At 51.2% G+C, this 23,812-nt stretch carries 21 protein-coding genes and 1 pseudogene; 16 read left to right on the top strand and 6 right to left on the bottom strand.

Annotated features, from left to right (window positions below):
• The first annotated feature begins 160 nt into the window (after positions 1 to 160).
• On the top strand, positions 161 to 1,597 hold the full coding sequence (gene iolT2 / locus QEN32_RS19540; protein WP_265322042.1) for a myo-inositol import MFS transporter IolT2: 1,437 nt from the start codon (positions 161 to 163) through the stop codon (positions 1,595 to 1,597).
• A 351-nt stretch (positions 1,598 to 1,948) separates the two neighbouring features.
• Here iolT2 and iolB read toward each other — a convergent pair whose 3' ends face one another.
• From iolB to QEN32_RS19525, 3 genes and pseudogenes are all read right to left on the bottom strand, one after another.
• A complete protein-coding gene (iolB, locus tag QEN32_RS19535) occupies positions 1,949 to 2,758 on the bottom strand; it encodes a 5-deoxy-glucuronate isomerase (RefSeq protein ID WP_000002010.1) in 810 nt (269 codons plus the stop codon).
• A gap of 24 nt (positions 2,759 to 2,782) precedes the next feature.
• Entirely contained in the window at positions 2,783 to 4,288 is a 1,506-nt protein-coding gene (iolA, locus tag QEN32_RS19530; protein WP_000450729.1) for a malonate-semialdehyde dehydrogenase IolA, read from the bottom strand.
• 15 nt (positions 4,289 to 4,303) lie between these two features.
• Positions 4,304 to 4,606: pseudogene (locus QEN32_RS19525) on the bottom strand (hypothetical protein).
• Positions 4,607 to 4,728: 122 nt separating this feature from the next.
• On the opposite strand from QEN32_RS19525, the gene reiD reads away from it, so the two are divergent.
• The 5 genes from reiD to iolI1 all read left to right on the top strand — a co-directional run bounded on the left by reiD (position 4,729) and on the right by iolI1 (position 10,036).
• A complete protein-coding gene (gene reiD, locus QEN32_RS19520; protein WP_000332219.1) occupies positions 4,729 to 5,553 on the top strand; it encodes a myo-inositol utilization transcriptional regulator ReiD in 825 nt (274 codons plus the stop codon).
• Positions 5,554 to 5,811: 258 nt separating this feature from the next.
• A complete protein-coding gene (iolE, locus tag QEN32_RS19515; protein WP_012601329.1) occupies positions 5,812 to 6,732 on the top strand; it encodes a myo-inosose-2 dehydratase in 921 nt (306 codons plus the stop codon).
• A gap of 18 nt (positions 6,733 to 6,750) precedes the next feature.
• Positions 6,751 to 7,761 (top strand): inositol 2-dehydrogenase IolG1, encoded by a 1,011-nt coding sequence (iolG1, locus tag QEN32_RS19510; RefSeq protein WP_000172704.1) that lies wholly within the window; start codon positions 6,751 to 6,753, stop codon positions 7,759 to 7,761.
• Positions 7,762 to 7,858: 97 nt separating this feature from the next.
• Entirely contained in the window at positions 7,859 to 9,202 is a 1,344-nt protein-coding gene (srfJ, locus tag QEN32_RS19505; RefSeq protein ID WP_265322041.1) for a lysosomal glucosyl ceramidase-like type III secretion effector SrfJ, read from the top strand.
• Entirely contained in the window at positions 9,203 to 10,036 is an 834-nt protein-coding gene (gene iolI1, locus QEN32_RS19500) for a 2-keto-myo-inositol isomerase IolI1 (protein WP_000976927.1), read from the top strand. It begins immediately after the preceding gene.
• On the opposite strand, the gene QEN32_RS19495 is transcribed toward iolI1, so the two are convergent.
• A complete protein-coding gene (locus QEN32_RS19495; protein WP_001111174.1) occupies positions 10,033 to 11,199 on the bottom strand; it encodes an MFS transporter in 1,167 nt (388 codons plus the stop codon). The genes iolI1 and QEN32_RS19495 overlap by 4 nt on opposite strands.
• 60 nt (positions 11,200 to 11,259) lie before the next feature.
• Complete coding sequence (gene iolC, locus QEN32_RS19490; RefSeq protein ID WP_014343940.1) at positions 11,260 to 13,197, bottom strand: 5-dehydro-2-deoxygluconokinase; 1,938 nt, start codon at positions 13,195 to 13,197, stop codon at positions 11,260 to 11,262.
• Between the two features lie 416 nt (positions 13,198 to 13,613).
• On the opposite strand from iolC, the gene iolD reads away from it, so the two are divergent.
• The 5 genes from iolD (at position 13,614) to iolH (ending at position 19,969) form a co-directional block, all read left to right on the top strand.
• Positions 13,614 to 15,554 carry a 3D-(3,5/4)-trihydroxycyclohexane-1,2-dione acylhydrolase (decyclizing) gene (gene iolD / locus QEN32_RS19485; protein ID WP_000849477.1) on the top strand — a complete coding sequence of 647 codons (1,941 nt, stop codon included), beginning with the start codon at positions 13,614 to 13,616 and terminating at the stop codon, positions 15,552 to 15,554.
• A gap of 180 nt (positions 15,555 to 15,734) precedes the next feature.
• On the top strand, positions 15,735 to 16,757 hold the full coding sequence (gene iolG2, locus QEN32_RS19480) for a D-chiro-inositol-2-dehydrogenase IolG2 (protein WP_000736098.1): 1,023 nt from the start codon (positions 15,735 to 15,737) through the stop codon (positions 16,755 to 16,757).
• Between the two features lie 72 nt (positions 16,758 to 16,829).
• The gene (locus QEN32_RS19475) at positions 16,830 to 18,056 is read left to right on the top strand and encodes an MFS transporter (protein WP_000661780.1); all 1,227 of its coding nucleotides are present in this window, start codon (positions 16,830 to 16,832) and stop codon (positions 18,054 to 18,056) included.
• Between the two features lie 160 nt (positions 18,057 to 18,216).
• Positions 18,217 to 19,032 carry a 2-keto-myo-inositol isomerase IolI2 gene (gene iolI2 / locus QEN32_RS19470; RefSeq protein ID WP_001019386.1) on the top strand — a complete coding sequence of 272 codons (816 nt, stop codon included), beginning with the start codon at positions 18,217 to 18,219 and terminating at the stop codon, positions 19,030 to 19,032.
• Positions 19,033 to 19,084: 52 nt separating this feature from the next.
• Positions 19,085 to 19,969, top strand: a complete 885-nt coding sequence (iolH, locus tag QEN32_RS19465) for a sugar phosphate isomerase/epimerase IolH (RefSeq protein ID WP_023224153.1) — start codon at positions 19,085 to 19,087, stop codon at positions 19,967 to 19,969.
• A gap of 55 nt (positions 19,970 to 20,024) precedes the next feature.
• On the opposite strand, the gene yjgA is transcribed toward iolH, so the two are convergent.
• Complete coding sequence (gene yjgA / locus QEN32_RS19460) at positions 20,025 to 20,576, bottom strand: ribosome biogenesis factor YjgA (protein ID WP_183049933.1); 552 nt, start codon at positions 20,574 to 20,576, stop codon at positions 20,025 to 20,027.
• 95 nt (positions 20,577 to 20,671) lie between these two features.
• Here yjgA and pmbA point away from each other — a divergent pair, with 95 nt between their 5' ends.
• From pmbA to QEN32_RS19435, 5 genes are all read left to right on the top strand, one after another.
• Entirely contained in the window at positions 20,672 to 22,024 is a 1,353-nt protein-coding gene (pmbA, locus tag QEN32_RS19455; RefSeq protein WP_000852994.1) for a metalloprotease PmbA, read from the top strand.
• Positions 22,025 to 22,122: 98 nt separating this feature from the next.
• Positions 22,123 to 22,509, top strand: coding sequence for a cytochrome b562 (gene cybC / locus QEN32_RS19450; protein ID WP_001232231.1), 387 nt, complete (start codon positions 22,123 to 22,125; stop codon positions 22,507 to 22,509).
• Between the two features lie 277 nt (positions 22,510 to 22,786).
• On the top strand, positions 22,787 to 23,125 hold the full coding sequence (locus QEN32_RS19445) for a glycine dehydrogenase (RefSeq protein ID WP_001255103.1): 339 nt from the start codon (positions 22,787 to 22,789) through the stop codon (positions 23,123 to 23,125).
• Between the two features lie 10 nt (positions 23,126 to 23,135).
• The gene (locus tag QEN32_RS19440; protein WP_000435389.1) at positions 23,136 to 23,498 is read left to right on the top strand and encodes an SFCGS family glycine-rich protein; all 363 of its coding nucleotides are present in this window, start codon (positions 23,136 to 23,138) and stop codon (positions 23,496 to 23,498) included.
• Positions 23,498 to 23,800: a DUF4312 family protein gene (locus tag QEN32_RS19435; protein ID WP_000975187.1), complete on the top strand. Its 303-nt coding sequence runs from the start codon at positions 23,498 to 23,500 to the stop codon at positions 23,798 to 23,800. The genes QEN32_RS19440 and QEN32_RS19435 overlap by 1 nt, the downstream gene beginning before the upstream one ends.
• The last annotated feature ends 12 nt before the right edge of the window (positions 23,801 to 23,812 follow it).

Below are 23,812 nucleotides of genomic sequence, written 5' to 3'. Positions count from 1 at the left end.
CAGTGCCTGAACTCAATTTGTCAGGGGCCGTACTTTTTGTTCTTTCCTGGAACATCTCCATTTCGTGATCTTTTGCATGGAATTTTTCTTCTAATGAATGCAAAAATAAAATGAAAAATTTCATTGGTGTGTTGTTTCCTCAACAGGCAAGGGAGGGATTATGTCTCAGAGAAGTAAGTACAATTCGGCCTATGTGTACGTCCTGTGTTGTATTGCGGCGCTGGCTGGATTGATGTTTGGTTATTCAACGGCGGTGATTACCGGGGTGGTATTGCCTTTACAGCAGTATTACCAACTGACGCCAACCGAGACCGGATGGGCCGTTTCCAGTATCGTGATTGGTTGTATCATCGGCGCGCTGGTCGGTGGAAAAATTGCCGATAAACTGGGGCGTAAACCTGCGCTTCTGATCATTGCGATCATTTTTATCGCTTCTTCCTTCGGGGCGGCGATGAGTGAATCGTTCATGATCTTCTCCCTTTCCCGCATTGTGTGTGGTTTTGCGGTTGGGATGGCCGGAACGGCATCCACCATGTATATGTCTGAACTGGCGCCTGCTGAAATTCGCGGCAAAGCGCTGGGCATTTACAATATCTCCGTGGTATCTGGCCAGGTTATCGTGTTTATAGTCAACTATCTGATAGCAAAAGGAATGCCTGCTGATGTGCTGGTTTCCCAGGGCTGGAAGACTATGCTTTTTGCCCAAGTGGTACCCTCCATTGCGATGTTAGCGATTACGCTTTTCCTACCCGAATCACCGGCATGGTGCGCCCGTAACAACCGCAGCGAAGCCCGTTCGATAAAGGTGCTTACCCGGATCTACAGTGGATTAACGGCCACAGATGTGGCCGCTATTTTTGACAGCATGAAAGAAACCGTACGTCCACAGGACAACGTCGCCGGGGGAGAACGCACCAACCTGAAAAGCTCGCCGGTGCTCCGCTATATTCTGTTGGTTGGATGCTGTATCGCCGTTTTGCAACAGTTCACAGGCGTTAACGTAATGAACTATTATGCGCCGCTGGTGTTGCAGAACAGCAGTACCGAAGTGGTTATGTTCCAGACCATTTTTATCGCGGTATGTAATGTGGTGGGCAGTTTTATCGGCATGATCCTGTTCGACCGCTATGGCCGTATACCGATTATGAAAATTGGTACCATCGGCTCAATTGTCGGCCTGTTGATCGCGTCATACGGTTTGTACACCCACGATACAGGCTACATTACCATCTTTGGCATCCTGTTTTTTATGCTGCTGTTTGCCGTCAGCTGGAGCGTTGGCGCATGGGTACTGATTTCTGAGGTTTTCCCTGAAAAGATAAAAGGTTTTGGGATGGGGCTGGCGGTGAGCCTGATGTGGATAGCCAACTTCCTCATCTCACTGTTGTTCCCGGTCATAAATGATAACGCCTGGCTGCAGGAGACCTTCGGCGGCGCTTTCTCGATGTGGATTTTTGTCGTCTTTAATTTGGTCTGCTATGTCTTTATTTCTCGTTATGTGCCGGAAACAAAAGGGGTGCCGCTAACAGAAATTGAACGGCTGGCCGAGAACAAGCTGCGGGAAATTCAGGGGAAACGTCGCGATGTAATAGCCTGATACCTCTCCAATATTAGCGGAGAATATCCAGAGATATTCTCCGCTGGTTACACAACCTTTACTCCCTCCAGCGAGTGCGCACAGGATATACCCTGTTGAAACCTCCCCAGTGTTTACCACCTCTACGTAACTACTTGATCCATAATAATATCGGCAAATAGGGTAAGTCTTCTTCTGCATCATTATTTTATTGCGTATTCCTGGTGGGGGCCGTGCCGTAAATACGCTATATACAAAACAGGGAATAATTTAAGAGAAGGTGGATAGCGATCTTATGAGCGTGTGTGGCGCAGAGTTGAATAAAAAAGCCAGCCGCAGAGGACGGCTGGCAAAGTACCACTCAACGAAGTGTTATCGCGGGTAGTCTGGTGAGTTAATCCACGCGTGGTTCTCTTCCCAGGTGAAACGCCATTTTCGTAGCGGGCCGGCCATCACGTTCAGATAGTAGTTATCGTAACCCGCGATGGTGGCAACCGGGTGGTAGCCTTTAGGTACTTTCACTACATCCCGGTTATAGACCGCCATACATTCATCCAGGCTGCGATCGTCGGTGTAGACGCGCTGTAAGCAGAATCCCTGAGGTGGATTGAAACGGTGATAGTACGTCTCTTCCAGATAGGTCTCCTGGCCTTCAACTGCCGTATCGTGCTTGTGCGCGGGCCAGGAGCTGGTATCGCCTTCATTAGTGTACACTTCAACGACTAGCAGGCTGTCGGCGAGCTGGCTATCAGGAAGGATGTTATGCACCAGGCGCTGATTGCGCCCTTTTCCCCGATGCTCTACCCCGACCTCTTGTGGCGAGATCAGACGTACCGGAAGCTCTCCGAATCCCGGCGCGCTGCATACGGCCAGCTCAAGGTCGGTTTCGGCTGTCACTTTCGCCTCCGTATGATGGGGGAGGTAAACCGAATAAGCCGGAATGCGTTCAAACGGACTCATGCGCTGACCAATCCGATAGAAAAAACTGTCGGCGGCCTTAACGCTGGCCAGCCCGGCAACCAGCACCAGACAGCGTTCACGCTCATCGGACGGCAGGGTTATCGACTCTCCAGCCTTCAACTGCCAGACATCAAAACCGACATACTCCCAGCCTGCATTTTGAGGGGAAATGTGTTGGATATTTCCCGACTCAGAGGTACAGGTACTCAGCAAGTTGGCCATAATCTTCTCCTTCCTGAAAGCGTATTAACCGAGAGTCGGCATACTGAACTCCGATACGATCTGCTGTCCGTTCGGCCAACGCGAGGTAACGGTTTTCATCCGGGTATAGAAGCGCACGCCATCCGGCCCATGGACGTTCAGGGCGCCAAACACCGAGCGCTTCCAGCCGCCAAAAGAGTGAAATGCCATCGGAACCGGAACTGGAATATTAATACCGACCATCCCGGCTTCAACCGACTGGGCGAATTCGCGCGCATAGTGACCGTTGGTGGTGAAAATCACGCTGCCGTTGCCGAATTCATGGGAGTTTACCGTGCTAATGGCGGTGGCATAATCCGGGACGCGCACAATTCCGAGAACCGGGCCAAAAATTTCTTCACGCCAGATGGTCATCTCAGGCGTGACGTTATCAAACAGAGTGCCGCCGACATAAAAGCCTTCAGGATATCCCGCCACGCTATAGTTACGGCCATCCATGACCAGAGTTGCTCCCTCGCTAACCCCTTTGTCGATGTAACCCAACACTTTCTGTTGATGAGCACGTGAAACAACCGGGCCCATTTCATTTTCATCTTTGCCGCGCAGCTCTCCCGGGCCGATACGTAGCGCCGCAATCAGCGGTTTCAGGCGTTCGATCAGACGGTCCGCCGTTTCATCGCCCACCGCGACTACTACCGGCAGCGCCATACAGCGTTCGCCCGCGGAACCAAATGCTCCGCCCATAATGGCGTTGACGGTGGCGTCCAGGTCTGCATCCGGCATGACGATTGCGTGATTTTTGGCGGCCCCGAAGGCCTGTACGCGTTTGCCATGGGCGCTGGCGGTGGTATAGATATGTTCCGCGACGGCGGAGGAACCGACAAAGCTGACGGCCTGTACGCGAGGGTCGCTGGTCAACAGGCTAGCCGCCTCATTGCCACAGTGAACAACGTTAAACACGCCGTCCGGCAGGCCAGCCTCCTGTAGAAGCTGCGCCATACGTAACGATGCGGACGGCACCAGTGCGGGCGGCTTCAGGACGAAGGTATTGCCGCAAGCCAGAGCAACCGGGAACATCCACATAGGCACCATTGCCGGGAAGTTAAACGGTGTGATGCCTGCCACAACCCCAAGCGGCTGCATTAATGAAAAGCTGTCAACGCCTGAGCCGACGTTAAAGGAGTACTCTCCTTTGCTGAGGTGCGGGATCCCGCAGGCAAATTCGACAACCTCTATGCCGCGCGTCAGTTCGCCAAGCGCATCTGACCAGACCTTGCCATGCTCGCTGACGATCAGCGCCGCCAGTTCGTCCCGATGCTTTTCCAGTAATACTTTGAATTCAAAAAGGATACGTGCCCGGCGTAGCGGAGTCATTTTACTCCATGCCGGAAAAGCCTCATGTGCGCTTTGAATTGCCGCCAGCATCTCCTCTCGGGTGCTCTGGGTGACCTGACGAATTACTTTACCGGTGGCCGGATTAGTCACCGGTAGCGTCTCGCCGCTGCTGCTCAGTGTCGTTTTACCATGAATAAAATTGCCGACTGTTTCCATCTCTTTTTTATCCTCTTAAACCGATGTTGACGACGTTCTGACTGAGCGGTCACAGGAAAGCCTGGTTATCTTCAGCCTAAAACGCATACCGTATTCAATGTAAATTTTAGGATTAAAAATTTCAAATTTATTTTTATGAAATTTTATTTTGAAAATTTGACGACTGATTTTTATACGAGGTTATGTGCAGCAAGAAACCAAAATTCTAATTAACTTATTGATTTTTATTGCTTTTATTTGGTGTGGTATCAATGGTTGTTTGTTGTGATGAGGAAAGATTTGGAAAAAATTATGATCTATATAGCATTTTTGTTTCATTTGGTGTGGTATAAAAATTCAAATTTCAGGGGTGTTTCGGCACCACAGTTTCGGATATTGGAGGGTAAATCATGCGCTTGTGCTTCTGTCCTTCAGAACGAGAGAATAAGGCTCAGCCCCAGTTGGCGTATGTGAGTCAGGTCAGTGAGAGCAATGGTCCGTTTGTCCGGTTCATGCATATGCACCCACAGACCGTTGAACTGATTCTTATCACCGAAGGAGACGGGGAGTATTTCATTGGCGATCGCATCTACCCGGTTCGTAAAGGCGACCTGGTCATTTATAACAGCCAGGTGGTGCATGATGAGTATCTGGAAAGCGGGCGACCAATTGGCACTATTTGTTGTGGGATTAACAATATTTCGTGTCCGGGTCTACGTGAGAATGCGCTAATACCGGATGATATTGTGCCGGTTATTCCACTGTATCACCATTATGCGACGGTGGAAAAACTGATGAGCTCCGTGTTTACCGTTATTAATCAGCATGCGGTAGAAGGGCCAGCAATGGCGCAGCTATTGACCCAGGTAGTACTCAAATACATTGAGGGAAATGTCTTATTACGCACAGGTAACGATGCCATACAGCGCCATGAAAATTTACTTGATTCAATAAAATCCTATATTGATCGCAATTTCTATGAGCCAATTCGGCTGGATACACTGGCGACGAAATTTAATGTCAGTCCTTATTATGTTTCCCATGAATTTAAACGCCGCTATGGTTATTCACCGATGGATTACCTGATAAAACGTAGGCTGGGGGAGGCGCAATCGTTACTAACCACGGATGAAGGCGGGCGCGAAAAGATCACCTCTATTGCCTATCGTGTTGGCTTTAGCAACCTTAGTCATTTTCAGAATTACTTCAAAAATAAAGTGGGGAAAACGCCCGGTCAATATCGCAAGGACTATCGTAAAGCTAATTATTTATTATTTGAATATTAATTCTTGCTAAAATTTAATCGTCATGAGAATGGTCGCAATACTGCGGCCATTTTTATTTGTCGGTATATTTTATGCGTTTATCTATAGCGCGAAAAGTCTGGCAATATCATTAAAGAGTGATGATTTTTTTGTGATACCTGACGCATTTATCCCACTTCTTCAACCAGGATAGATAAAGTTTTTCAGGCTACAAAAAGTAATATGTTGTCCATCAAAGGTTAATTTGCATCGCGGTATGCAGTAAAAGCGTTTCATTAAGTGGGAGCCAGCAACATGTACAATGTAAAAAAGAGCATTAAGTTGGGGATTGCGCCTATCGGTTGGCGCAATGATGATATTCCTGAGATTGGTAAAGAAAATACATATAAACAAATACTTAGTGATGCCGCGCTCACCGGTTTTTCCGGGACGGAAGTTGGCGGTTGTTATCCGCAGGATCCTGCTGAGTTAAATAAAGAGTTAATGCTTCGCGGACTGGAAATACCAGGCCAGTGGTTTTCTTCCTTTATTATTCGCGACGGTATTGCATCTGCGATGAATGCTTTTGAACAGCATTGTGCTTATTTGCAGGCAATACATGCATATGTCGCCGTTGTTTCTGAACAAACTTATAGTATTCAAGGTATTATCGATAAGTGCGTTTATACAGAGAAGCCTAACTTCAGCGACAGCGAATGGCAGCTTTTATGCGAAGGACTTAATGCGCTTGGGAAGATTGCCAATGCGCACGGGCTGAAGCTCGCTTTCCATCATCATATGGGTACCGGTGTGCAGACTCTGCCAGAAGTGGATCGACTCATGGAGAATACCGATCCGCAATTTGTACATCTGCTGTTTGATACCGGGCATATATATGTTTCTGACGGCGATGTCATGCCGCTACTGAGTAAACATTTTGATCGTATTAAACACGTTCATTTTAAAGATGTGCGTAATGAAAAACTCAAAGCATGTCGCCTCGCGAAGAAATCATTCCTCAATTCTTTCCTTGATGGTGTGTTTACCGTCCCCGGCGATGGAAATATTGATTTTAAATCCGTATTAGCTTATCTGGTCGGGCATCAATATTCTGGCTGGATTGTTGTTGAGGCCGAGCAGGATCCTAAGAAATATAACCCATTGGAATATGCGCAAAAAGGTAAAAAGCATATTGATGAGTTACTGAAAAATTATCTTTAATTGAAAAGGAAACAGAAAATGACTTTAAAAGCAGGTATTGTAGGTATCGGCATGATCGGCTCCGATCACTTAAGACGTCTGGCCAACACCGTGTCGGGTGTAGAGGTTGTTGCCGTATGTGATATCGTCGCGGGTAGGGCGCAGGCGGCGCTGGATAAGTATGCGATCGAAGCCAAAGATTATAATGACTATCACGATCTGATTAATGATAAAGACGTTGAAGTGGTCATCATTACCGCATCAAATGAGGCGCATGCCGATGTGGCCGTTGCCGCGCTAAATGCTAACAAATATGTTTTCTGCGAAAAACCGTTAGCGGTGACGGCTGCGGATTGTCAGCGTGTGATTGAAGCAGAGCAGAAAAATGGTAAGCGCATGGTGCAGATTGGTTTTATGCGCCGCTACGACAAAGGTTACGTTCAGCTGAAAAATATTATCGACAGCGGCGAAATCGGTCAGCCATTAATGGTTCATGGACGTCATTACAATGCCAGCACGGTGCCAGAATACAAAACGCCACAGGCTATCTATGAAACATTGATTCATGAAATTGACGTTATGCACTGGCTGCTAAACGAAGATTATAAAACCGTTAAGGTTTACTTCCCGCGCCAGTCCAGCCTGGTGACCACTCTGCGTGATCCGCAGCTGGTTGTAATGGAAACCACTTCCGGCATCAATATTGTGGTTGAAGTATTTGTGAACTGCCAGTATGGCTACGACATTCACTGCGATGTTACCGGCGAGAAAGGAATGGCGGAGCTGCCAACCGTCGCCAGCGCCGCGGTACGGAAAGCGGCGAAGTATAGCACCGACATCCTGGTTGACTGGAAACAGCGCTTTATTGATGCCTACGACATTGAGTTCCAGGATTTCTTCGATCGCCTGAACGCAGGATTGCCGCCGGCAGGCCCAACGTCATGGGATGGTTATCTGGCTGCGGTTACCGCTGATGCCTGCGTGAAGTCTCAGGAAACAGGGAATACCGAGATTGTTGAATTACCCTCAAAACCTGATTTCTACAAATAAACCTTCCGCGTATTAAAACCTTCTGCCGGATAGCGATGCTTAAGCGTCCTATCCGGCATATCACAATTTATTATCTTCTTTTATCCGGAACTTCCCTATGAAAGGCAGACTCATCTCTTCCGATCCGTATCGTCAGCAATTCCTTGTTGAGCGTGCGGTCTCTTTTTCGCATCGTCAGCGTGATTGCAGTGAATTAATCAGCGTCTTACCGCGCCACACGTTACAGCAGATTGACGGATTCGGCGGCAGCTTTACCGAAGGTGCGGGCGTGGTATTCAACAGCATGAGCGAAAAGACGAAGGCGCAATTTCTTTCCCTTTATTTTTCTGCTCAGGAACATAATTACACTCTGGCGCGGATGCCAATTCAGAGCTGTGATTTTTCCCTGGGCAATTACGCGTATGTCGATTCCAGCGCTGACCTGCTGCAGGGACGGCTCTCCTTTTCCCGCGATGAAGCGCATTTAATACCGCTGATTTCCGGGGCGTTGCGGTTAAATCCACACATGAAGCTGATGGCTTCGCCGTGGAGTCCGCCGGCGTTTATGAAAACTAATAACGATATGAACGGTGGCGGCAAGCTGCGGCGCGAATGCTACGCCGACTGGGCCGATATCATTATCAACTACCTGCTGGAATACCGCCGCCACGGCATTAATGTGCAGGCGCTCTCCGTGCAGAATGAGCCGGTGGCGGTAAAAACCTGGGACTCCTGTCTGTATAGCGTGGAAGAGGAGACAGCCTTTGCCGTGCAGTATCTGCGTCCGCGCCTCGCCCGGCAGGGTATGGATGAGATGGAGATCTATATCTGGGATCACGATAAAGATGGCCTGGTAGACTGGGCTGAACTCGCCTTTGCTGACAAAGCTAATTATAAGGGAATTAACGGGCTGGCATTCCATTGGTATACCGGCGACCATTTTTCGCAAATACAGTATCTGGCCCAGTGCCTGCCGGATAAAAAACTCCTGTTTTCCGAAGGCTGTGTGCCAATGGAGAGCGATGCCGGTAGCCAGATTCGCCACTGGCATACCTATCTCCATGACATGATTGGTAATTTCAAATCGGGTTGTAGCGGGTTTATCGACTGGAATCTGCTGTTGAACAGTGAGGGTGGGCCGAATCATCAGGGTAATCTGTGTGAAGCGCCCATTCAATACGATGCGCAAAACGACGTGCTGCGGCGTAACCACTCCTGGTATGGTATTGGCCACTTCTGCCGCTATGTGCGTCCGGGGGCGAGGGTCATGCTTTCTTCAAGTTACGATAATCTTCTGGAAGAGGTGGGATTTGTGAATCCCGACGGCGAGCGTGTGCTGGTGGTGTATAACCGCGATGTCCAGGAAAGGCGTTGCCGGGTGCTGGATGGCGATAAAGAGATCGCGTTAACGCTGCCGCCGTCAGGCGCCAGTACGTTGCTATGGCGGCAGGAGTCGATCTGAATGATGAAGCTGGGATTTAATGAAGCGACCTGTATGCGAAACTCCACGCTGGCACAGGATGTTGTGTTGGCGGAACGTTTTGGCTATGACTACATCGAAATCCGTCTGGATATGTTGCAGGAGTGGTTGCAGAAACATACGTTAAGCGAGCTGGCAGACATTTTTGCCGTCGGCCACCTTAAGCCCTGGGGCTACAATTCGCTGGAAGACATTACGTTTTGTGATAGCGAAAGCTGGGCGGAGAAACGGCGGCAGTTGGCTTTCGCCTGCCATGCTGGCTCAGTGGTGGGGGGTGATTGTCTGGTTGTGGTGCCCACCATTCGTCAGGGGGGAAATTTTCCGCCAGGGGAAACGGTGAAAGATTCAGTGAAGCGTCTGCGCGAGATGGCGGCAGTGGCGGAAGAAAGCCAGATGCGGCTGGCCTTTGAGCCGATCGGTTCCGCAGGATGCTGTGTGCGCAGTCTTGCCATGGCGATGGAGATCGTAGATGCGGTCGATCGCAGTAACGTCGGGCTGGTCGTCGATGCCTTTAATCTTTACCTGCACGATCAATGGCGGGATCTGACCACGCTTCGCCAGATCCCTGTGGAAAAGATCTTCGTTTACCATATTGATGACGCCGATAATCTGCCGCTGGCAACGCTGGAGCATTGCCATCGTCTGTTTCCTGGCAACGGCGTGATCCCACTGCATGAGATCACGCATGAGCTAGTGCAGAAGGGCTATGAGGGGATCTGTTCGCTGGAACTGTTTAACCCTGGCTACTGGCAGATGGCGGCCAGCGAAGTCTTTGCGATAGGGGCGGAAAAGACTCGCCCCTTCTTAACAGCTTAATGTTGCCGCAGCAGGAGATGGACAACCGCCGCGCCCAGCAGCGCGCAGGCCGCGGCCAGAAGAAAGACCTGCTGATAGCCGATAAACGGCGTCAGCAGGCCCGCTATTGGTCCGGTAAATCCGTAGGCCAGATCCTGAAACGCTGACCAGACGCCGAGGGCCGTACCACGAATCTCCGGTGGCACTCTGCGCACAACCTCTACGCCCAGCGATGGGAACATCAGCGAACAGCCGCAGCCGGTAATCGCCGCGCCAATCAGCGCAGCGCCTGCTGACGGAGCGGCCCACATTACCGCCAGTCCGGTCCCCTCTACCAGTAGTGAAAAGGTTGCGACCGTGGCGCCGCCGTAACGGTCGGGAAATTTGGCGCAGAAAAAGCGGACAGCGATAAACGCAATGCCAAACAGCGTCATCGCAAAACCGGTGTTATCCCAGTGACGCTCGTTGAACCAGAGGGCGGTAAACGCGCTTAGGGTGGCAAAACCAATGCCCTGGAGCACAAGCCCTGTTCCGGGCCGCCACACCAGGCCGACGACCCGTAGCACTGGCACGCGGGGACGGGCTGTTGGGATATTCCCCGGAATGCCATAGATGACTCCGCTGGCGATGATCGGCAACAGCACGACGAGGAGCGCCGGAAGCGCCAGGCCGGCCCTGGCGTAAAGCGACAGCCCCAGCGGCGCGCCGATAGCCAGCGCACCGTAGGTCGCCATGCCGTTCCAGGAAATAACCTGACCCGCGTGGGTCGAGCCCGCCAGCCACATCCCCCAGGTTAAATTACCGGTCAAAATGAAACTTTCACCGATGCCCAGCAGCACACGACCAACAATCAGTATGGCCCATGCGAGCAGCGGAACCGGGTGAGCGATTAGACTGACCAGCATCAGCAGACCTGATGCGGCGCAGTAGAACTGACCGGTGATAACCGTCCGACGTCCGCCTGACGTGTCGGCTTTTCGACCCGCGGCGCCCCGGGTAAGCAAGGTGGCGATAAATTGGCTGCCTACCGCGATACCGATCAACAGATCGCTCAGATGCAACTGCTGCTGAACGTACAGCGGCAGCATGACTAACGGGATGCCAATAGTCAGATAGTTGAGAAACATCGCGGCGCTGATGCGAAACAGCGTGATCGATGTGGAATGTTGTGTGAGAGCTGGCATGGAATCGTCCTTGAACACGCCCCTTGTCCGATGCAGACACGGGGCGTGATGAGGCAGGCATTAACGTGCCGGGCGGTATTCGCGCCAGTAGTCGATAAGCATGCGGTATTTTTGTTTCACCGTTGCGATGAGCTGTTCATCGTTAAGCTGGCCGCCTAACCACTGGCGTGACGGTTCGCCAAAGATGGTCCGGCCGACGGCGAAACCTTTCACCCAGGGCATATCCGCTGCTGCGGCGAATCCTGACTTCAACTCGCTTTCCGGTGCGTCCAGGCCAAGTATCAATATACCGCGACATTCAGGGTCATAATGCTCAATATGCTGGCTGATTTCTCGCCAACGATCAGGGCTCAACGGCGGCAGTTTCCACCAGTCCGGCAGGATCCCCAGTTGATAAAAACGTTCCACAATCTGGGGATAGTATTGCTCATTTTGGTCTGCCGCATCGCGCGGCAAGATGACTTCCAGCAGCAGATCATGACCAGACTGGCAGCAGGCGCGGTAAACCTCGTCAATGAGCGCCTCTTGTTCAAGACGTACCGACTCTGCATCAAGTGGATGATAGAAGACCAGACATTTCACGACGTGCTCTTGTGGCCAGCTGACAAGCTGAGAGCCAATATCGCCATGTTCCAGCTTCAGCGGATACGAACCGGGCATCTCAACCGGTCGGCCAATCCACCATCCCTGGCCGGTTACGTCGTTAAGCGCCTGCTGACCAAAGGTGGTATCGGCAAGGATGCCGCTATTATTCTGTAAACCGGCCTCAAGCGCCGCCTGACGCGCCCCTTCCAGCAGTAGCATCTTCAGGGGAGGGATCGCGGATTCACTGGCGCCGACTTCATTTGCGATATCCACCAGTTGCTTGCGATGGTCAAAGGCGAATACGCACAGCTCCGGCCAGTGCTGTTTACGGGTTGTGACCCGATGAAGGTGATTCAGCCGCGGGTCTTTGTCTGGCCGGGTGATGGATTGTTCACGCGCGAGGTAGTCGTCCAGCTCTTTTTTGGTTGGCATGGCGGGGGCACAACCGTGGCGCGATACTACTAACGCGCCGCAGGCGTTTGCATAACGGCAGGCTTGCTCCCAGCTTTCATCGTTCAGGTATCCCCGCAGCAGTCCTGACATAAAGGCATCGCCCGCGCCCAGCACGTTCAGAACGTCTACACGAACGCCGCTATGTATCTTCACCTGCGACCAGTCATCGGCGATGTTGCCTTCAAAGACTGAGCAGCCCAGCGCGCCGCGTTTGCACACCAGTACGGCTTGGGTCAACTGACGGACGCGCCGCAGGGCGGTCAGCGTGTCGGTACTGCCGCCGGCGATATGGAATTCTTCTTCGGTCCCAACGATCAGATCGAAATGGCGCAATACCTGCTGGAGCTGTTCGGTAACCTGTGATGAGGCGATGAAACGTGTTTCACCGTCTCCTAGCGACGTCAGGCCCCACAGTACGGGGCGGTAGTCGATATCCAGTGCCCGCCGCAGCCCGTGTTTTTGCGCATACTCCAGCGCTTTAAGAACGGCGGCGCGCGTATTGGGGTGAGAAAGATGGGTACCGGTGACGGCTAATGCGCGTGAAGAAGCGATGTAATCTTCGCGGATATCCTCGGGTGTTAGCGCCATGTCCGCGCAGTTATCGCGGTAGAAGATCAGAGGAAAGGTGTCCTGATCTTTAATGCCGAGGATCACCAGCGCGGTCAGACGATCGCGATCCGACAGCAGGCACTGCGTATCCACACCAACGCGGTTTAATTCTTCACGAACGAAACGTCCCATATGCTCATCGCCGACGCGGGCCAGCATAGCGGAACGTAATCCCTGAATGGCCGTGCCGTAGGCAACATTGCCTGACGATCCCCCTAAATATTTAGCGAAAGTCGTCATATCCTCCAGCCGCGACCCGATTTGTTGACCATACAAATCAACGGCGACTCGTCCCAGACAGATAACGTCCAGCGGCTTTTGCTCACTACTGACTGCTTTATTCATTGACATATCCCCTAACAGAAGACGGTGTTATTTTTGCCCATACTAAGGTTTGGTGATTTCATTTTCAATAAAAATGGAAATAATGTTTTCATTTATTGTTTGAACAAGATCACAGAAATGGCATTTTCGGGCAACGCGCATGATCGTTTTTTGTTGTGTTTTTTGTTTTAATTGATTGATTATTAATGTGTTATTTCTTTTAAAAGCACATGGAAGATAAATTTCATTTTCATGAAAAATACGCCTAAATGGCGAAATTTTTTAACCGTTTTTTGATCTCCTTCCCATAAATGAAATATAAATTCCATATAATTGTGAGAACGGAAATTTTGATCCTATGATAAGTCTCTGTGTTTTTGGGGCTGAAGCGATGCATAAGCAGGCAACGACAGCCGAACGGTTGATAAAAGCAGGTGGGGTACATGAAAACAATCAGGTTGACCATGGCGCAGGCTTTGGTGCGCTTTCTTGATAATCAGTACATCGACGTAGACGGCAGCGAAATCAAATTTGTAAAAGGGATTTTCGCCATTTTTGGCCACGGGAACGTCGTCGGATTGGGGCAAGCGCTGGAAGAGGACTGTGGCCAACTTAGCGTTCATCAAGGGCGTAACGAACAGGGAATGGCGCATATCGCGACGGGGTTTGCCCGCCAGATGCGTCGCCATCAGATTTATGCCTGCACCTCCTCAGTGGGGCCAGGGGCCGCCAATATGATCACCGCAGCGGCGACCGCGACGGCTAACCGTATTCCACTGCTTTTGCTGCCGGGCGATGTGTACGCATCTCGTCAACCCGACCCGGTTTTGCAACAGGTTGAACAAGAACACGATCTGACGCTGAGCACCAATGATGCTTTCCGTGCAGTTAGCCGCTACTGGGATCGCATTACGCGTCCGGAACAGCTAATGAGCGCCTGTATCAGCGCGATGCGGGTGTTAACCGATCCGGCGGATACGGGGGCCGTGACGCTTTGCCTGCCACAGGATGTGCAGGGTGAAGCCTGGGATTATCCGGATTATTTTTTCGCTCGCCGGGTCTATCGTCTTGAGCGTCACGCGCCGACGGAGCCGATGCTGAACGAGGCGGTTGCGCTGATTCGCCGCCACCAGCGGCCGCTGATCGTTTGCGGCGGGGGCGTGAAGTACTCGCAGGCTGAAGAGGCGCTGCTGAGATTTGCCGAACGCTGTCATCTGCCGATTGCTGAAACCCAGGCTGGCAAGGGAGCGCTCAGTTCTGCACATCCGCTGAACGTCGGCGGGATTGGCGAAACCGGTTCACTGGCGGCGAATCTGCTGGCACAGGAAGCCGATCTGATTATCGGTGTGGGGACGCGCTATACCGATTTCACCACCTCCTCAAAGTGGATCTTCCAGAATCCCGACGTGCGCTACTTAAATATCAACGTTAGCCGCTTTGATGTCTTCAAGCTGGATGGCGTACAGATGCAGGGTGACGCTCGCGTCGCCCTGACGCAGCTTAGCGAACGGTTGGCCCAGGAGCATTATGCTTCGCAATGGGGTGAGACTATTCACCGCGTCCGCTCGCAATATATGGCGGAAGTTGAGCGCGTCTATGCTGTGGAATATAGCGGAGAGGGCTTCAAACCTGAAATTGAGGATCATATGGATACTCAAAAGGTGTTTGAAGAGTTTAATGAGATTACGCGGTCGTGGCTGACCCAGACGCGCGTGTTGGGCGTGCTTAACCGGATGTTGCCGGAAAACGCGCTGGTGGTGGCGGCGGCGGGCAGCCTGCCGGGCGACCTCCAGCGTGTCTGGCAAAGCCGCGGCGAGAATGATTACCACGTCGAGTACGGCTACTCCTGTATGGGCTACGAAGTCAATGCCGCATTGGGGGCCAAACTGGCGCAGCCGGAGCGCGAGGTGTACAGCTTCGTGGGCGACGGTTCGTTCATGATGCTGCACTCTGAGTTGGTCACTTCCGTCCAGATGGGGAAAAAGATTACCGTCATTTTGCTCGATAACATGACCAACGGCTGTATCAATAATCTGCAAATGGAACACGGTATGGACAGTTACTTCACCGAGTTTCGTTTCCATCAGCAGGAGAGCGGTCGTCAGGAAGGCGGGTTTATCCCGGTCGATTTCGCTCGCATCGCTGAAGGATATGGCTGTAAAAGCTATCGCGTCACCACCATTGAACAACTGCATGAAGCGTTGGAAGATGCTCGTAAACAGACCGTGAGCACGCTGATAGACATAAAAGTGCTTCCCAAAACGATGGTGCATAAGTACCTGAGCTGGTGGCGCGTTGGCGGGGCGCAGGTATCCCGTAGCGAACGTATCCAGGCGGTAGCGCGTATGCTTGAGGAACATATCGGACAGGCCCGGCAGTACTGATTAATTTGCCGTCGTTCAGGTTGCAGAAGTGTGGTTATTGTTCTGCAACCTGAACGATACAGCGTCAACGCATTGTTTGCTTTTCAGAACGGCAAAATAAAACGATCCGTTTTTCGCAGAATTACGGATGCTTTTCTTTTGCGGTTTTAAATTTACTATTCATGAGATTAAGAGGTACGAATGAAAAAGCTTCGATGTGGTGTTATTGGCCTCGGTCGGGTAGGTAAAATGCATGTTGAGAATATGTATTTACTGCCTCAATTAGATATTATCTGCGCCGCCGATTATTTTATTGAGGAGATGAGCGATTGGCTTTATTCGGTAAATATAACTTCAGGGTATAAAAATTATCAGGAACTTTTACAGCGTGATGATATAGAGGCAGTTTTTATTTTCACCTCAACGGATATGCACGAAGAGATCGTCACGGCGGCAGCGCAGGCGGGGAAGCACATTTTTTGTGAAAAACCGCTCAGCATGAATGAAGATGAGCAGGCCTCAATGGCGGTGCTGAGAAAAGTGAAAGAGAAGGGGGTGACGCTGCAGGTTGCCTTTAACCGCCGTTTTGATCCTCAGTTTCACGAGGTCTTTGAGCTGGTGCGCAGCGGCAAGATTGGTCGGCCCCAGATGATAAAAATCACCTCCCGCGATCCGGACCTGCTACCCCATGATCTGATCAAACGTATTGGCGGTCTGATTTTTGACTTCACCATGCATGACTTTGATATGGCTCGTTTTATGATGCAGGATGAAGTCAGCGAAGTCTATGTTAAGGGCAATACGCTGATTGATCCCAGCCTGAAAAATATTGATGATGTTGATACGCTTGCGGTGATGCTGACTTTCAGAAACGGCGGCTACGCGCTCATTGATAACAGTCGTCGGGCGGTATATGGCTATGACCAACGGGTGGAGGTTTTTGGCTCAGAAGGGATGGCGTATGCGGATAACGTTAGTGAATCGACGGTGAAAGTTTTCAACAGCCAGCACTGCATAATGAAAAATCCCCTTCCTGATTTCACGGTCCGTTATCGCGAAGCTTACCGAACGGAAATATTACACTTTATTGATTCAGTCCTGCATCATACGCCGGTTGTCTGTACCGGCGAAGACGCATTATTGGCCCAGCGTATCGCTATTGCCGCGCAGCAATCATTAAAAAGCGGGCTGCCGGTGAAAATAACAAGCGATATTTATCTTTAACTGCATCTGTTAATAATGAATAAACTCTCGCACTGAAAAGTGTGAGAGCTTTTCTATACCGAGGGTAATAAAATGAAAGAAATGCAGGCAACGCTGCCCCAGACATTTTATATAAAACCAGGTAAGTTTATCTGGAGCTACCTGGGAACATTTTTATTTATGTTGGGCGGCTGTATTGAGAACAGCTGGTTATCTGCCTGGTTAAATACGCAGGGATTTGATCAGGCGCATATCGGGCAGATTTTTGCCGGATATGGGATTGTGGTCGCGATCACCTCCTGGCTATCCGGCGTCTGTGTGGACGTTTTTGGTCCTAAAAAGGTGATGGTTACCGGTTTTATCGTCTATCTTCTGGCTTCCGTCGCGTTTCTGAACTTTGCGCTACCCAGCCATGATTTTGGCGCCATTCTCGTGACCTATATGCTGCGTGGCGTGGGGTATCCGCTGGTCTGTTACTCCTTCCTGGTACGCCTGACCATCCAGTTGGATAATCACCAGCAAGGGATCGGCACCTCGCTATTTTGGGTGGTCTATAACCTTGGTTTTACCATCATTGGGCCGGTAGTGGCGGCGTCGTTAATTCCTGCGTTGGGGCATATCAACGTGATGTGGGCCGGGATGGGCGTTGCGCTGCTGGGGGTTCTCTTCATGCTGGTGCTGGAACGCAATGAATTCATTCTGAAACCGCGAACGACGCCGGTCTTCAAAGAGTTATCTGCGGGTATCTCCATTATGTATGAACGGCCACGGATCGGTCTGGCGGTGATTGTCAAAACTATTAACGGTCTTGGCACCTATGGTTTTGTTGTCGTATTACCTCTGTTTCTGCTGGATAAGCACTTTACGCTTGAGGAATGGGCGAGTATTTGGGGGATTACCTTTATCTCTAACCAGGTCTTCAACATTATCTTTGGCTGGATGGGCGATAAAATTGGTTTTCGCCGAACCATCCAGATTTTTGGCAGCATCCTGACCGGTGTCGCTACGCTGATTGTTTACTGGGTGCCGATGATATGGGGGCATAACTATGTCGCCTTTATGCTGGCGATGTGTTTGTGGGGAGCCGGGCTGGCTGGCTTTGTGCCAATGACGCCGCTGGTGCCGATGATGGCGCCGGATAAGAAGGGGGCGGCGAACTCGGCCGTGAACTTTGGCTCCGGCCTGGGGAATTTCGTTGGGCCAGCGCTGGTCTCTGTTCTGGCAGGGTTCGGCACCGGCGTGGTGATGTATACTATGGCGGGGCTCTATTTATTCAGCGGCATCCTGGTGCAGTTTCTTAAAGTGCCTGGCGAGAAATAGCTTCAAATATTCTTCAAAAATCCCTTATAGCCTGTGATGTTTATCACTAAATTAAACCGGTTTTTATCAAGATTGATAAAGCCGGTTTTTTCACCCTACGTTAAATTGTACTAACGGATTACGGTTATTTACCCACTCATATACGTTCAGGGAGAAAATAATGAATATCGAAAAAACACGGTTTTGTATTAACCGGAAAATTGCACCGGGTCTAAGCATAGAAGCATTCTTTCGACTGGTTAAACGTCTTGAGTTTAATAAAGTGGAATTGCGTAATGATATGCCAAGCGGCAGCGTTACTGATGACTTGAATTATAATCAGGTGCGTAACCTGGCAGAAAAGTATGGACTTGAAATTGTCACAATTAATGCGGTCTATCCCTTCAACCAACTGACCGAGGAGGTAGTAAAAAAAACGGAAGGATTATTACGAGACGCGCAGGGAGTCGGCGCGCGGGCATTAGTTCTTTGTCCGCTGAATGACGGAACGATTGTGCCGCCGGAGGTTACGGTTGAGGCAATAAAACGACTGAGCGATCTCTTTGCCCGGTATGATATTCAGGGGCTGGTTGAACCTTTGGGATTCCGCGTAAGTTCGCTGCGTTCTGCCGTCTGGGCTCAGCAACTGATCCGGGAAGCAGGTTCACCCTTTAAGGTTTTGCTGGATACCTTCCATCATCATCTGTACGAAGAGGCCGAAAAGGAGTTTGCGTCGCGCATTGATATTTCTGCTATCGGGTTGGTGCATTTGTCCGGTGTGGAAGACACCCGACCAACGGAAGCATTGGCTGATGAGCAGCGTATTATGCTGAGTGAAAAGGATGTAATGCAGAATTACCAGCAGGTGCAGCGTCTGGAAAATATGGGATATCGCGGTATTTACGCTTTTGAACCTTTTTCTTCCCAGTTGGCTTCCTGGAGTGAGGCGGAAATAGAGGAACAAATTAATCGCAGCGTGTCATTGCTGTTGCAATGATACAGCTAATTTCCAGGTGACCGTTTTCAGTTTCCGCAGCGTGGTATTTACAATGAAAATTGCTTTTGATGTCGATGTTATTAAACATTTACCCATTACCCAAATGGTACGGCAGGTTTCCGAGTGGGGGTATAAATATATTGAGCAGTCGCCGCACCCGCGTATTAATCCGTTTTATAAACACCCTAAAGCTGGTCGCGATACCATGCAGGAATATAAACGCGCCTTGCAGAACTACGGTGTGGAAATCTCGTCATTTATTGTGGTTTATCGTTGGTCCGGCCCCGATGAAGAGCGTCGGCGCGCCGCGATAACCAACTGGAAGCGGATGATTGAGATTGCCGTTGATATGGGCGTACAGGTGATTAATACCGAGCTTTCCGGGACGCCGGATGAGCCGGAGATTTGTGAAGAGATGTGGTATCGCTCCATGGAGGAACTGCTGCCGATCGTGGAACGAGAGGGAATTCGAATCGAAATTCAGTCTCACCCCTGGGATTTCTGCGAACTGAACGATGAGACGGTCGACATGGTGCAGTCTTTGCGTAGTGATAACGTGACCTATCTGTACAGCGCACCGCATGGCTTCTTTTACGATAAAGGGCAGGGCGACGTCGCAAGGATGCTGAACTATGCCGGGGCCGATCTTTCGCATGTTCTGCTGGCCGATACGCACAACCACACGCTTCCCTGCCGCTATATCATGAACCCGCCTGGCGTGAATGCGACGATTCATCAGCACATCGGGCTGGGAGAAGGTGAGGTCGATTTTGACGCGCTATTCCAGGCACTGCGTGAAATGGATTTTGCAAACCGCACGTTTAAGGTGGGCGGTGAGGCAATTATCACCACGTCGCTGTTTGGTTATCCTGAAAAAATGAGTGTTCAGGCGGTGGAAACGCGCGAGCGGATCGAGCGGGAGCTACTCGGACGTTAAAAACGGGTGGATTTGCCTGTACCGCGCCACAGGCTGGCGCGGTTATTTGCGGCAATTACCCTTCGTTTTCCGCCAGCTCGCGCAGATACTGGAAAATCTGACGTGCTGATTTCGGCGGTTTGTTGCCTTCTTTCTCTTTCTTCGCATTGCGGATCAATGAACGAAGCTGTTGACGATCGGCGTGCGGCCACAGGGTCAGTACTTCGGCTACCGCGTCATCGCCTTCGACGATCAGACGATCGCGCAGATGCTCAAGCTTGTGAAACAGCACCACCTGCTGATTATGGCGGTTCTTCAGCTTGTCCAGCGCCTGGCGAATAGGTTCAACGTCGCGTTGGCGCAGCATTTTTCCGATAAGCTGCAACTGGCGGCGGCGTCCTTCCATTTTGATTCGCTGGGCCAGTTCAATGGCGTCGCGCAGATCGGCGTCCAGCGGGATCTTATCCAGCGCGTTTTTCCCCAGATCCACCAGTTCCGCGCCCAGGCGTTTTAATTCCTCGGCATCGCGTTTAATTTCACTTTTACTGACCCAGATAATTTCATCGTCTTCGTCTTTGATGTCATCACCGGGAACGTCGTCGAGCCAGTCTTCGGGCTGCTTTGTCATGTCAGGCTCCTTAAAAAAAGAGGCTAATGTTACCAGTTAAGATGCGCACTGAAAAACGGTTCTCTGTTAGACTTCAGAGAAACTCTCTCTACATTATGGCATTTGCAATGAAAGTAATCTCACAAGTTGAAGCGCAGCGTAAGATTCTGGAAGAAGCAGTTTCGACAGCGCTGGAGTTAGCCTCAGGCAAATCGGATGGGGCGGAAGTCGCCGTCAGCAAGACCACCGGCATTAGCGTCAGCACCCGTTATGGTGAAGTAGAGAATGTCGAATTTAATAGCGACGGCGCGCTGGGCATTACGGTGTATCACCAGAACCGCAAAGGCAGCGCCTCTTCGACGGATTTAAGCCCGCAGGCGATTGCCCGTACCGTGCAGGCCGCGCTGGATATCGCGCGTTACACGTCGCCGGACCCGTGCGCAGGCGTGGCGGACAAAGAACTGCTGGCGTTTGACGCGCCGGATCTGGACTTGTTCCACCCGGCAGAGGTTACGCCAGACGAAGCCATTGAACTGGCCGCGCGTGCGGAACAGGCTTCTCTAAAGGCGGATAAACGCATCACCAATACCGAAGGCGGGAGCTTTAACAGCCATTACGGCATTAAAGTGTTCGGCAACAGTCACGGCATGTTGCAGGGATATTGCTCCACGCGCCATTCGCTCTCAAGCTGCGTCATCGCCGAAGAGAACGGCGATATGGAGCGTGATTACGCTTACACCATCGGTCGGGCAATGGCGGATCTGCAAGCGCCGGAATGGGTCGGGGCCGAGTGTGCGCGCCGCACCTTATCCCGCCTGTCGCCGCGTAAGCTCTCCACCATGAAAGCGCCGGTCATTTTCGCCAATGAAGTGGCGACAGGGCTATTTGGTCATCTGGTCGGGGCGATTGCCGGCGGCGCGGTATACCGTAAATCCACTTTTCTGCTCGACTCGCTGGGCAAACAAATTCTGCCGGAATGGTTAACCATCGAAGAACACCCGCATCTGCTAAAAGGGCTGGCGTCTTCACCGTTCGACAGCGAAGGCGTGCGTACGGAGCGCCGGGACATTGTGAAGGATGGCGTACTGACGCAATGGTTGCTGACCAACTATTCCGCCCGCAAACTGGGGCTGAAAAGTACCGGTCATGCCGGCGGCATTCATAACTGGCGTATCGCCGGGCAGGGGCTGAACTTTGAGCAGTTGCTAAAAGAGATGGGCACCGGCCTGGTGGTGACGGAACTGATGGGCCAGGGCGTCAGCGGTATTACCGGCGACTACTCCCGCGGCGCTGCGGGATTCTGGGTTGAAAATGGTGAAATCCAGTACCCGGTAAGTGAAATTACCATTGCCGGTAATTTAAAAGAGATGTGGCGTAATATTGTCACCGTAGGTGATGATATTGAAACGCGCAGTAATATACAGTGCGGTTCGGTATTGTTACCGGAGATGAAAATCGCCGGACAATAATACCCGTCATACTTCAGGCTGCAGGCGCGTTGGCTGCCTGCAACTCGAATTATTCAGGGTATTACACTTATCGTTAATAATAAAAAAGGAAGTGAGCAATGCGTAAAAGCCTGTTAGCTATTCTTGCTGTGTCATCGCTGGTATTCGGTTCGGCTGTTTTTGCTGCCGATCTTGAAGATAATATGGATATTCTCAATGATAACCTGAAAGTTGTTGAGAAAACGGATAGTGCCCCTGAACTGAAAGCGGCATTAACCAAAATGCGCGCGGCCGCGCTGGATGCTCAAAAAGCTACGCCGCCAAAGCTGGAAGATAAAGCGCCGGATAGCCCGGAAATGAAGGATTTTCGTCACGGTTTTGACATTCTGGTCGGCCAAATTGATGGCGCGCTGAAGCTGGCGAACGAAGGTAACGTTAAAGAAGCGAAAGCGGCGGCGGAAGCGCTAAAAACCACCCGCAATACGTATCATAAGAAGTATCGTTAATTTTTGTGGGATGGCGGCTTCGCTTTATCCGCAGGTCGCCATCCGGCAAACTGTAATACCCATCACACTTTCTCACTTTATACGACAACGTTATTGTTTCGCCATTTCCTCTTTATGCTGCGATAGATCTCACACTTTCCCGGCGATAATTCATTAATGCCGCCTTTTCTGTGGCGCAGATCACCTATCCCACTCGCGTTTCCACTTCGAGGTGGAAAATAACTCGCTACAAACTTTTAACCCTTACCGCTAGTTTTATCTCATTGCCATTAACGGGGTGAGACGCGTGGATAACGGAGCAGTAAAACACGATGCTGGTGAGCGAATTAACGAACTGGCTGAACAGGTGTTAACGCAGGTGGATGGCCTGCTGGGGCGGCATCACATTGTCCCCAATGCGGTACAGACGCAAATGCTGACCTCGCACGTTCGCGCGATGGCGCACCGGTCAATTACCGGCGAGCCTTTACCGGAAGTCGATGCCAGCTTGTTTGATGAAATCTCAGCCGAATCAATGGCGCTCGCCCGCGAAATCGTGGCGGCGTTTGGCAACCTTCCTGACGAAGAAGCCTGGCTATTATCGGTACATTTTGAAGTCGCGAAAGACAACCTCTAAGGAGCAAAAAATGGAACAGATTACCGTCGTGATTGGCGATCGCCTGGGTAAAGGCCAGAAAGTGGCGGCAGGCGTGGAAAAAGCGGGCGGTCGCGCGGTCGTCGTACCGGGCGTCGCGGCAGACATGAAGCTGGGCGATGTGATGAAAGCGGAAAACGCCACCTTCGGCATTTCATTTTGCGGCAGCGGCGGCGCGGGCGCTATCACCGCGCAAAACAAGCATGGCTACAAAGCCAAATATGGCATGCGGTCAGTGGATGAAGGCGTCACCGCTATCAATGAAGGCTGCAACGTGTTGGGTTTCGGCTTTATGGATAAAGAAGAGCTCGGCGAGCGCCTGGTGCAGGCGTGGCAAAAGAAATACGGCGCCTGATGATGAAAGAGCAATTCACCACCACGGTGAGAGTAAAAGGCAAGGGCGACGCCAAAGCACGCGCCTTTGCCGATGCGCTGAACCATGTTCAGTCGGCGGTGATGAGAGAGTCGCCGTATATCTTACTGCGTATTGAGCCACAGGATGTGCGGATTGTTCAGGCGCATGAGTCGGTGCGTAAAGAGGCCTTTCTGTTTTTCTTTTTGCGCCGGGAACGACGCACTTACAGCGTGGAGCTGGATGTGACCGTCAACGTGACCGCCATCAATCTCGACAGGGTGGATTTCGTCGCGAAACGCTGATTTTTATTAAAA

The sequence above is a fragment of the Salmonella sp. SA14318 genome, from assembly GCF_029866905.1.
Lineage (GTDB): Bacteria > Pseudomonadota > Gammaproteobacteria > Enterobacterales > Enterobacteriaceae > Salmonella > Salmonella enterica.
The sequence above is the reverse complement of the archived record's forward strand: the minus strand, read 5'-3'. Positions and strand labels throughout refer to the sequence as shown.

What these genes read in the sequence shown, in the direction of transcription:
- iolT2 (WP_265322042.1), top strand. Translation starts at nt 161, where the DNA reads ATGTCTCAGAGAAGTAAGTACAATTCGGCCTATGTGTACGTCCTGTGT.
- iolB (WP_000002010.1), bottom strand. Translation starts at nt 2,758, where the DNA reads ATGGCCAACTTGCTGAGTACCTGTACCTCTGAGTCGGGAAATATCCAA.
- iolA (WP_000450729.1), bottom strand. Translation starts at nt 4,288, where the DNA reads ATGGAAACAGTCGGCAATTTTATTCATGGTAAAACGACACTGAGCAGC.
- iolG1 (WP_000172704.1), top strand. Translation starts at nt 6,751, where the DNA reads ATGACTTTAAAAGCAGGTATTGTAGGTATCGGCATGATCGGCTCCGAT.
- srfJ (WP_265322041.1), top strand. Translation starts at nt 7,859, where the DNA reads ATGAAAGGCAGACTCATCTCTTCCGATCCGTATCGTCAGCAATTCCTT.
- iolI1 (WP_000976927.1), top strand. Translation starts at nt 9,203, where the DNA reads ATGATGAAGCTGGGATTTAATGAAGCGACCTGTATGCGAAACTCCACG.
- QEN32_RS19495 (WP_001111174.1), bottom strand. Translation starts at nt 11,199, where the DNA reads ATGCCAGCTCTCACACAACATTCCACATCGATCACGCTGTTTCGCATC.
- iolC (WP_014343940.1), bottom strand. Translation starts at nt 13,197, where the DNA reads ATGTCAATGAATAAAGCAGTCAGTAGTGAGCAAAAGCCGCTGGACGTT.
- iolD (WP_000849477.1), top strand. Translation starts at nt 13,614, where the DNA reads ATGAAAACAATCAGGTTGACCATGGCGCAGGCTTTGGTGCGCTTTCTT.
- iolG2 (WP_000736098.1), top strand. Translation starts at nt 15,735, where the DNA reads ATGAAAAAGCTTCGATGTGGTGTTATTGGCCTCGGTCGGGTAGGTAAA.
- QEN32_RS19475 (WP_000661780.1), top strand. Translation starts at nt 16,830, where the DNA reads ATGAAAGAAATGCAGGCAACGCTGCCCCAGACATTTTATATAAAACCA.
- iolI2 (WP_001019386.1), top strand. Translation starts at nt 18,217, where the DNA reads ATGAATATCGAAAAAACACGGTTTTGTATTAACCGGAAAATTGCACCG.
- iolH (WP_023224153.1), top strand. Translation starts at nt 19,085, where the DNA reads ATGAAAATTGCTTTTGATGTCGATGTTATTAAACATTTACCCATTACC.
- yjgA (WP_183049933.1), bottom strand. Translation starts at nt 20,576, where the DNA reads ATGACAAAGCAGCCCGAAGACTGGCTCGACGACGTTCCCGGTGATGAC.
- pmbA (WP_000852994.1), top strand. Translation starts at nt 20,672, where the DNA reads ATGGCATTTGCAATGAAAGTAATCTCACAAGTTGAAGCGCAGCGTAAG.
- cybC (WP_001232231.1), top strand. Translation starts at nt 22,123, where the DNA reads ATGCGTAAAAGCCTGTTAGCTATTCTTGCTGTGTCATCGCTGGTATTC.
- QEN32_RS19440 (WP_000435389.1), top strand. Translation starts at nt 23,136, where the DNA reads ATGGAACAGATTACCGTCGTGATTGGCGATCGCCTGGGTAAAGGCCAG.
- QEN32_RS19435 (WP_000975187.1), top strand. Translation starts at nt 23,498, where the DNA reads ATGATGAAAGAGCAATTCACCACCACGGTGAGAGTAAAAGGCAAGGGC.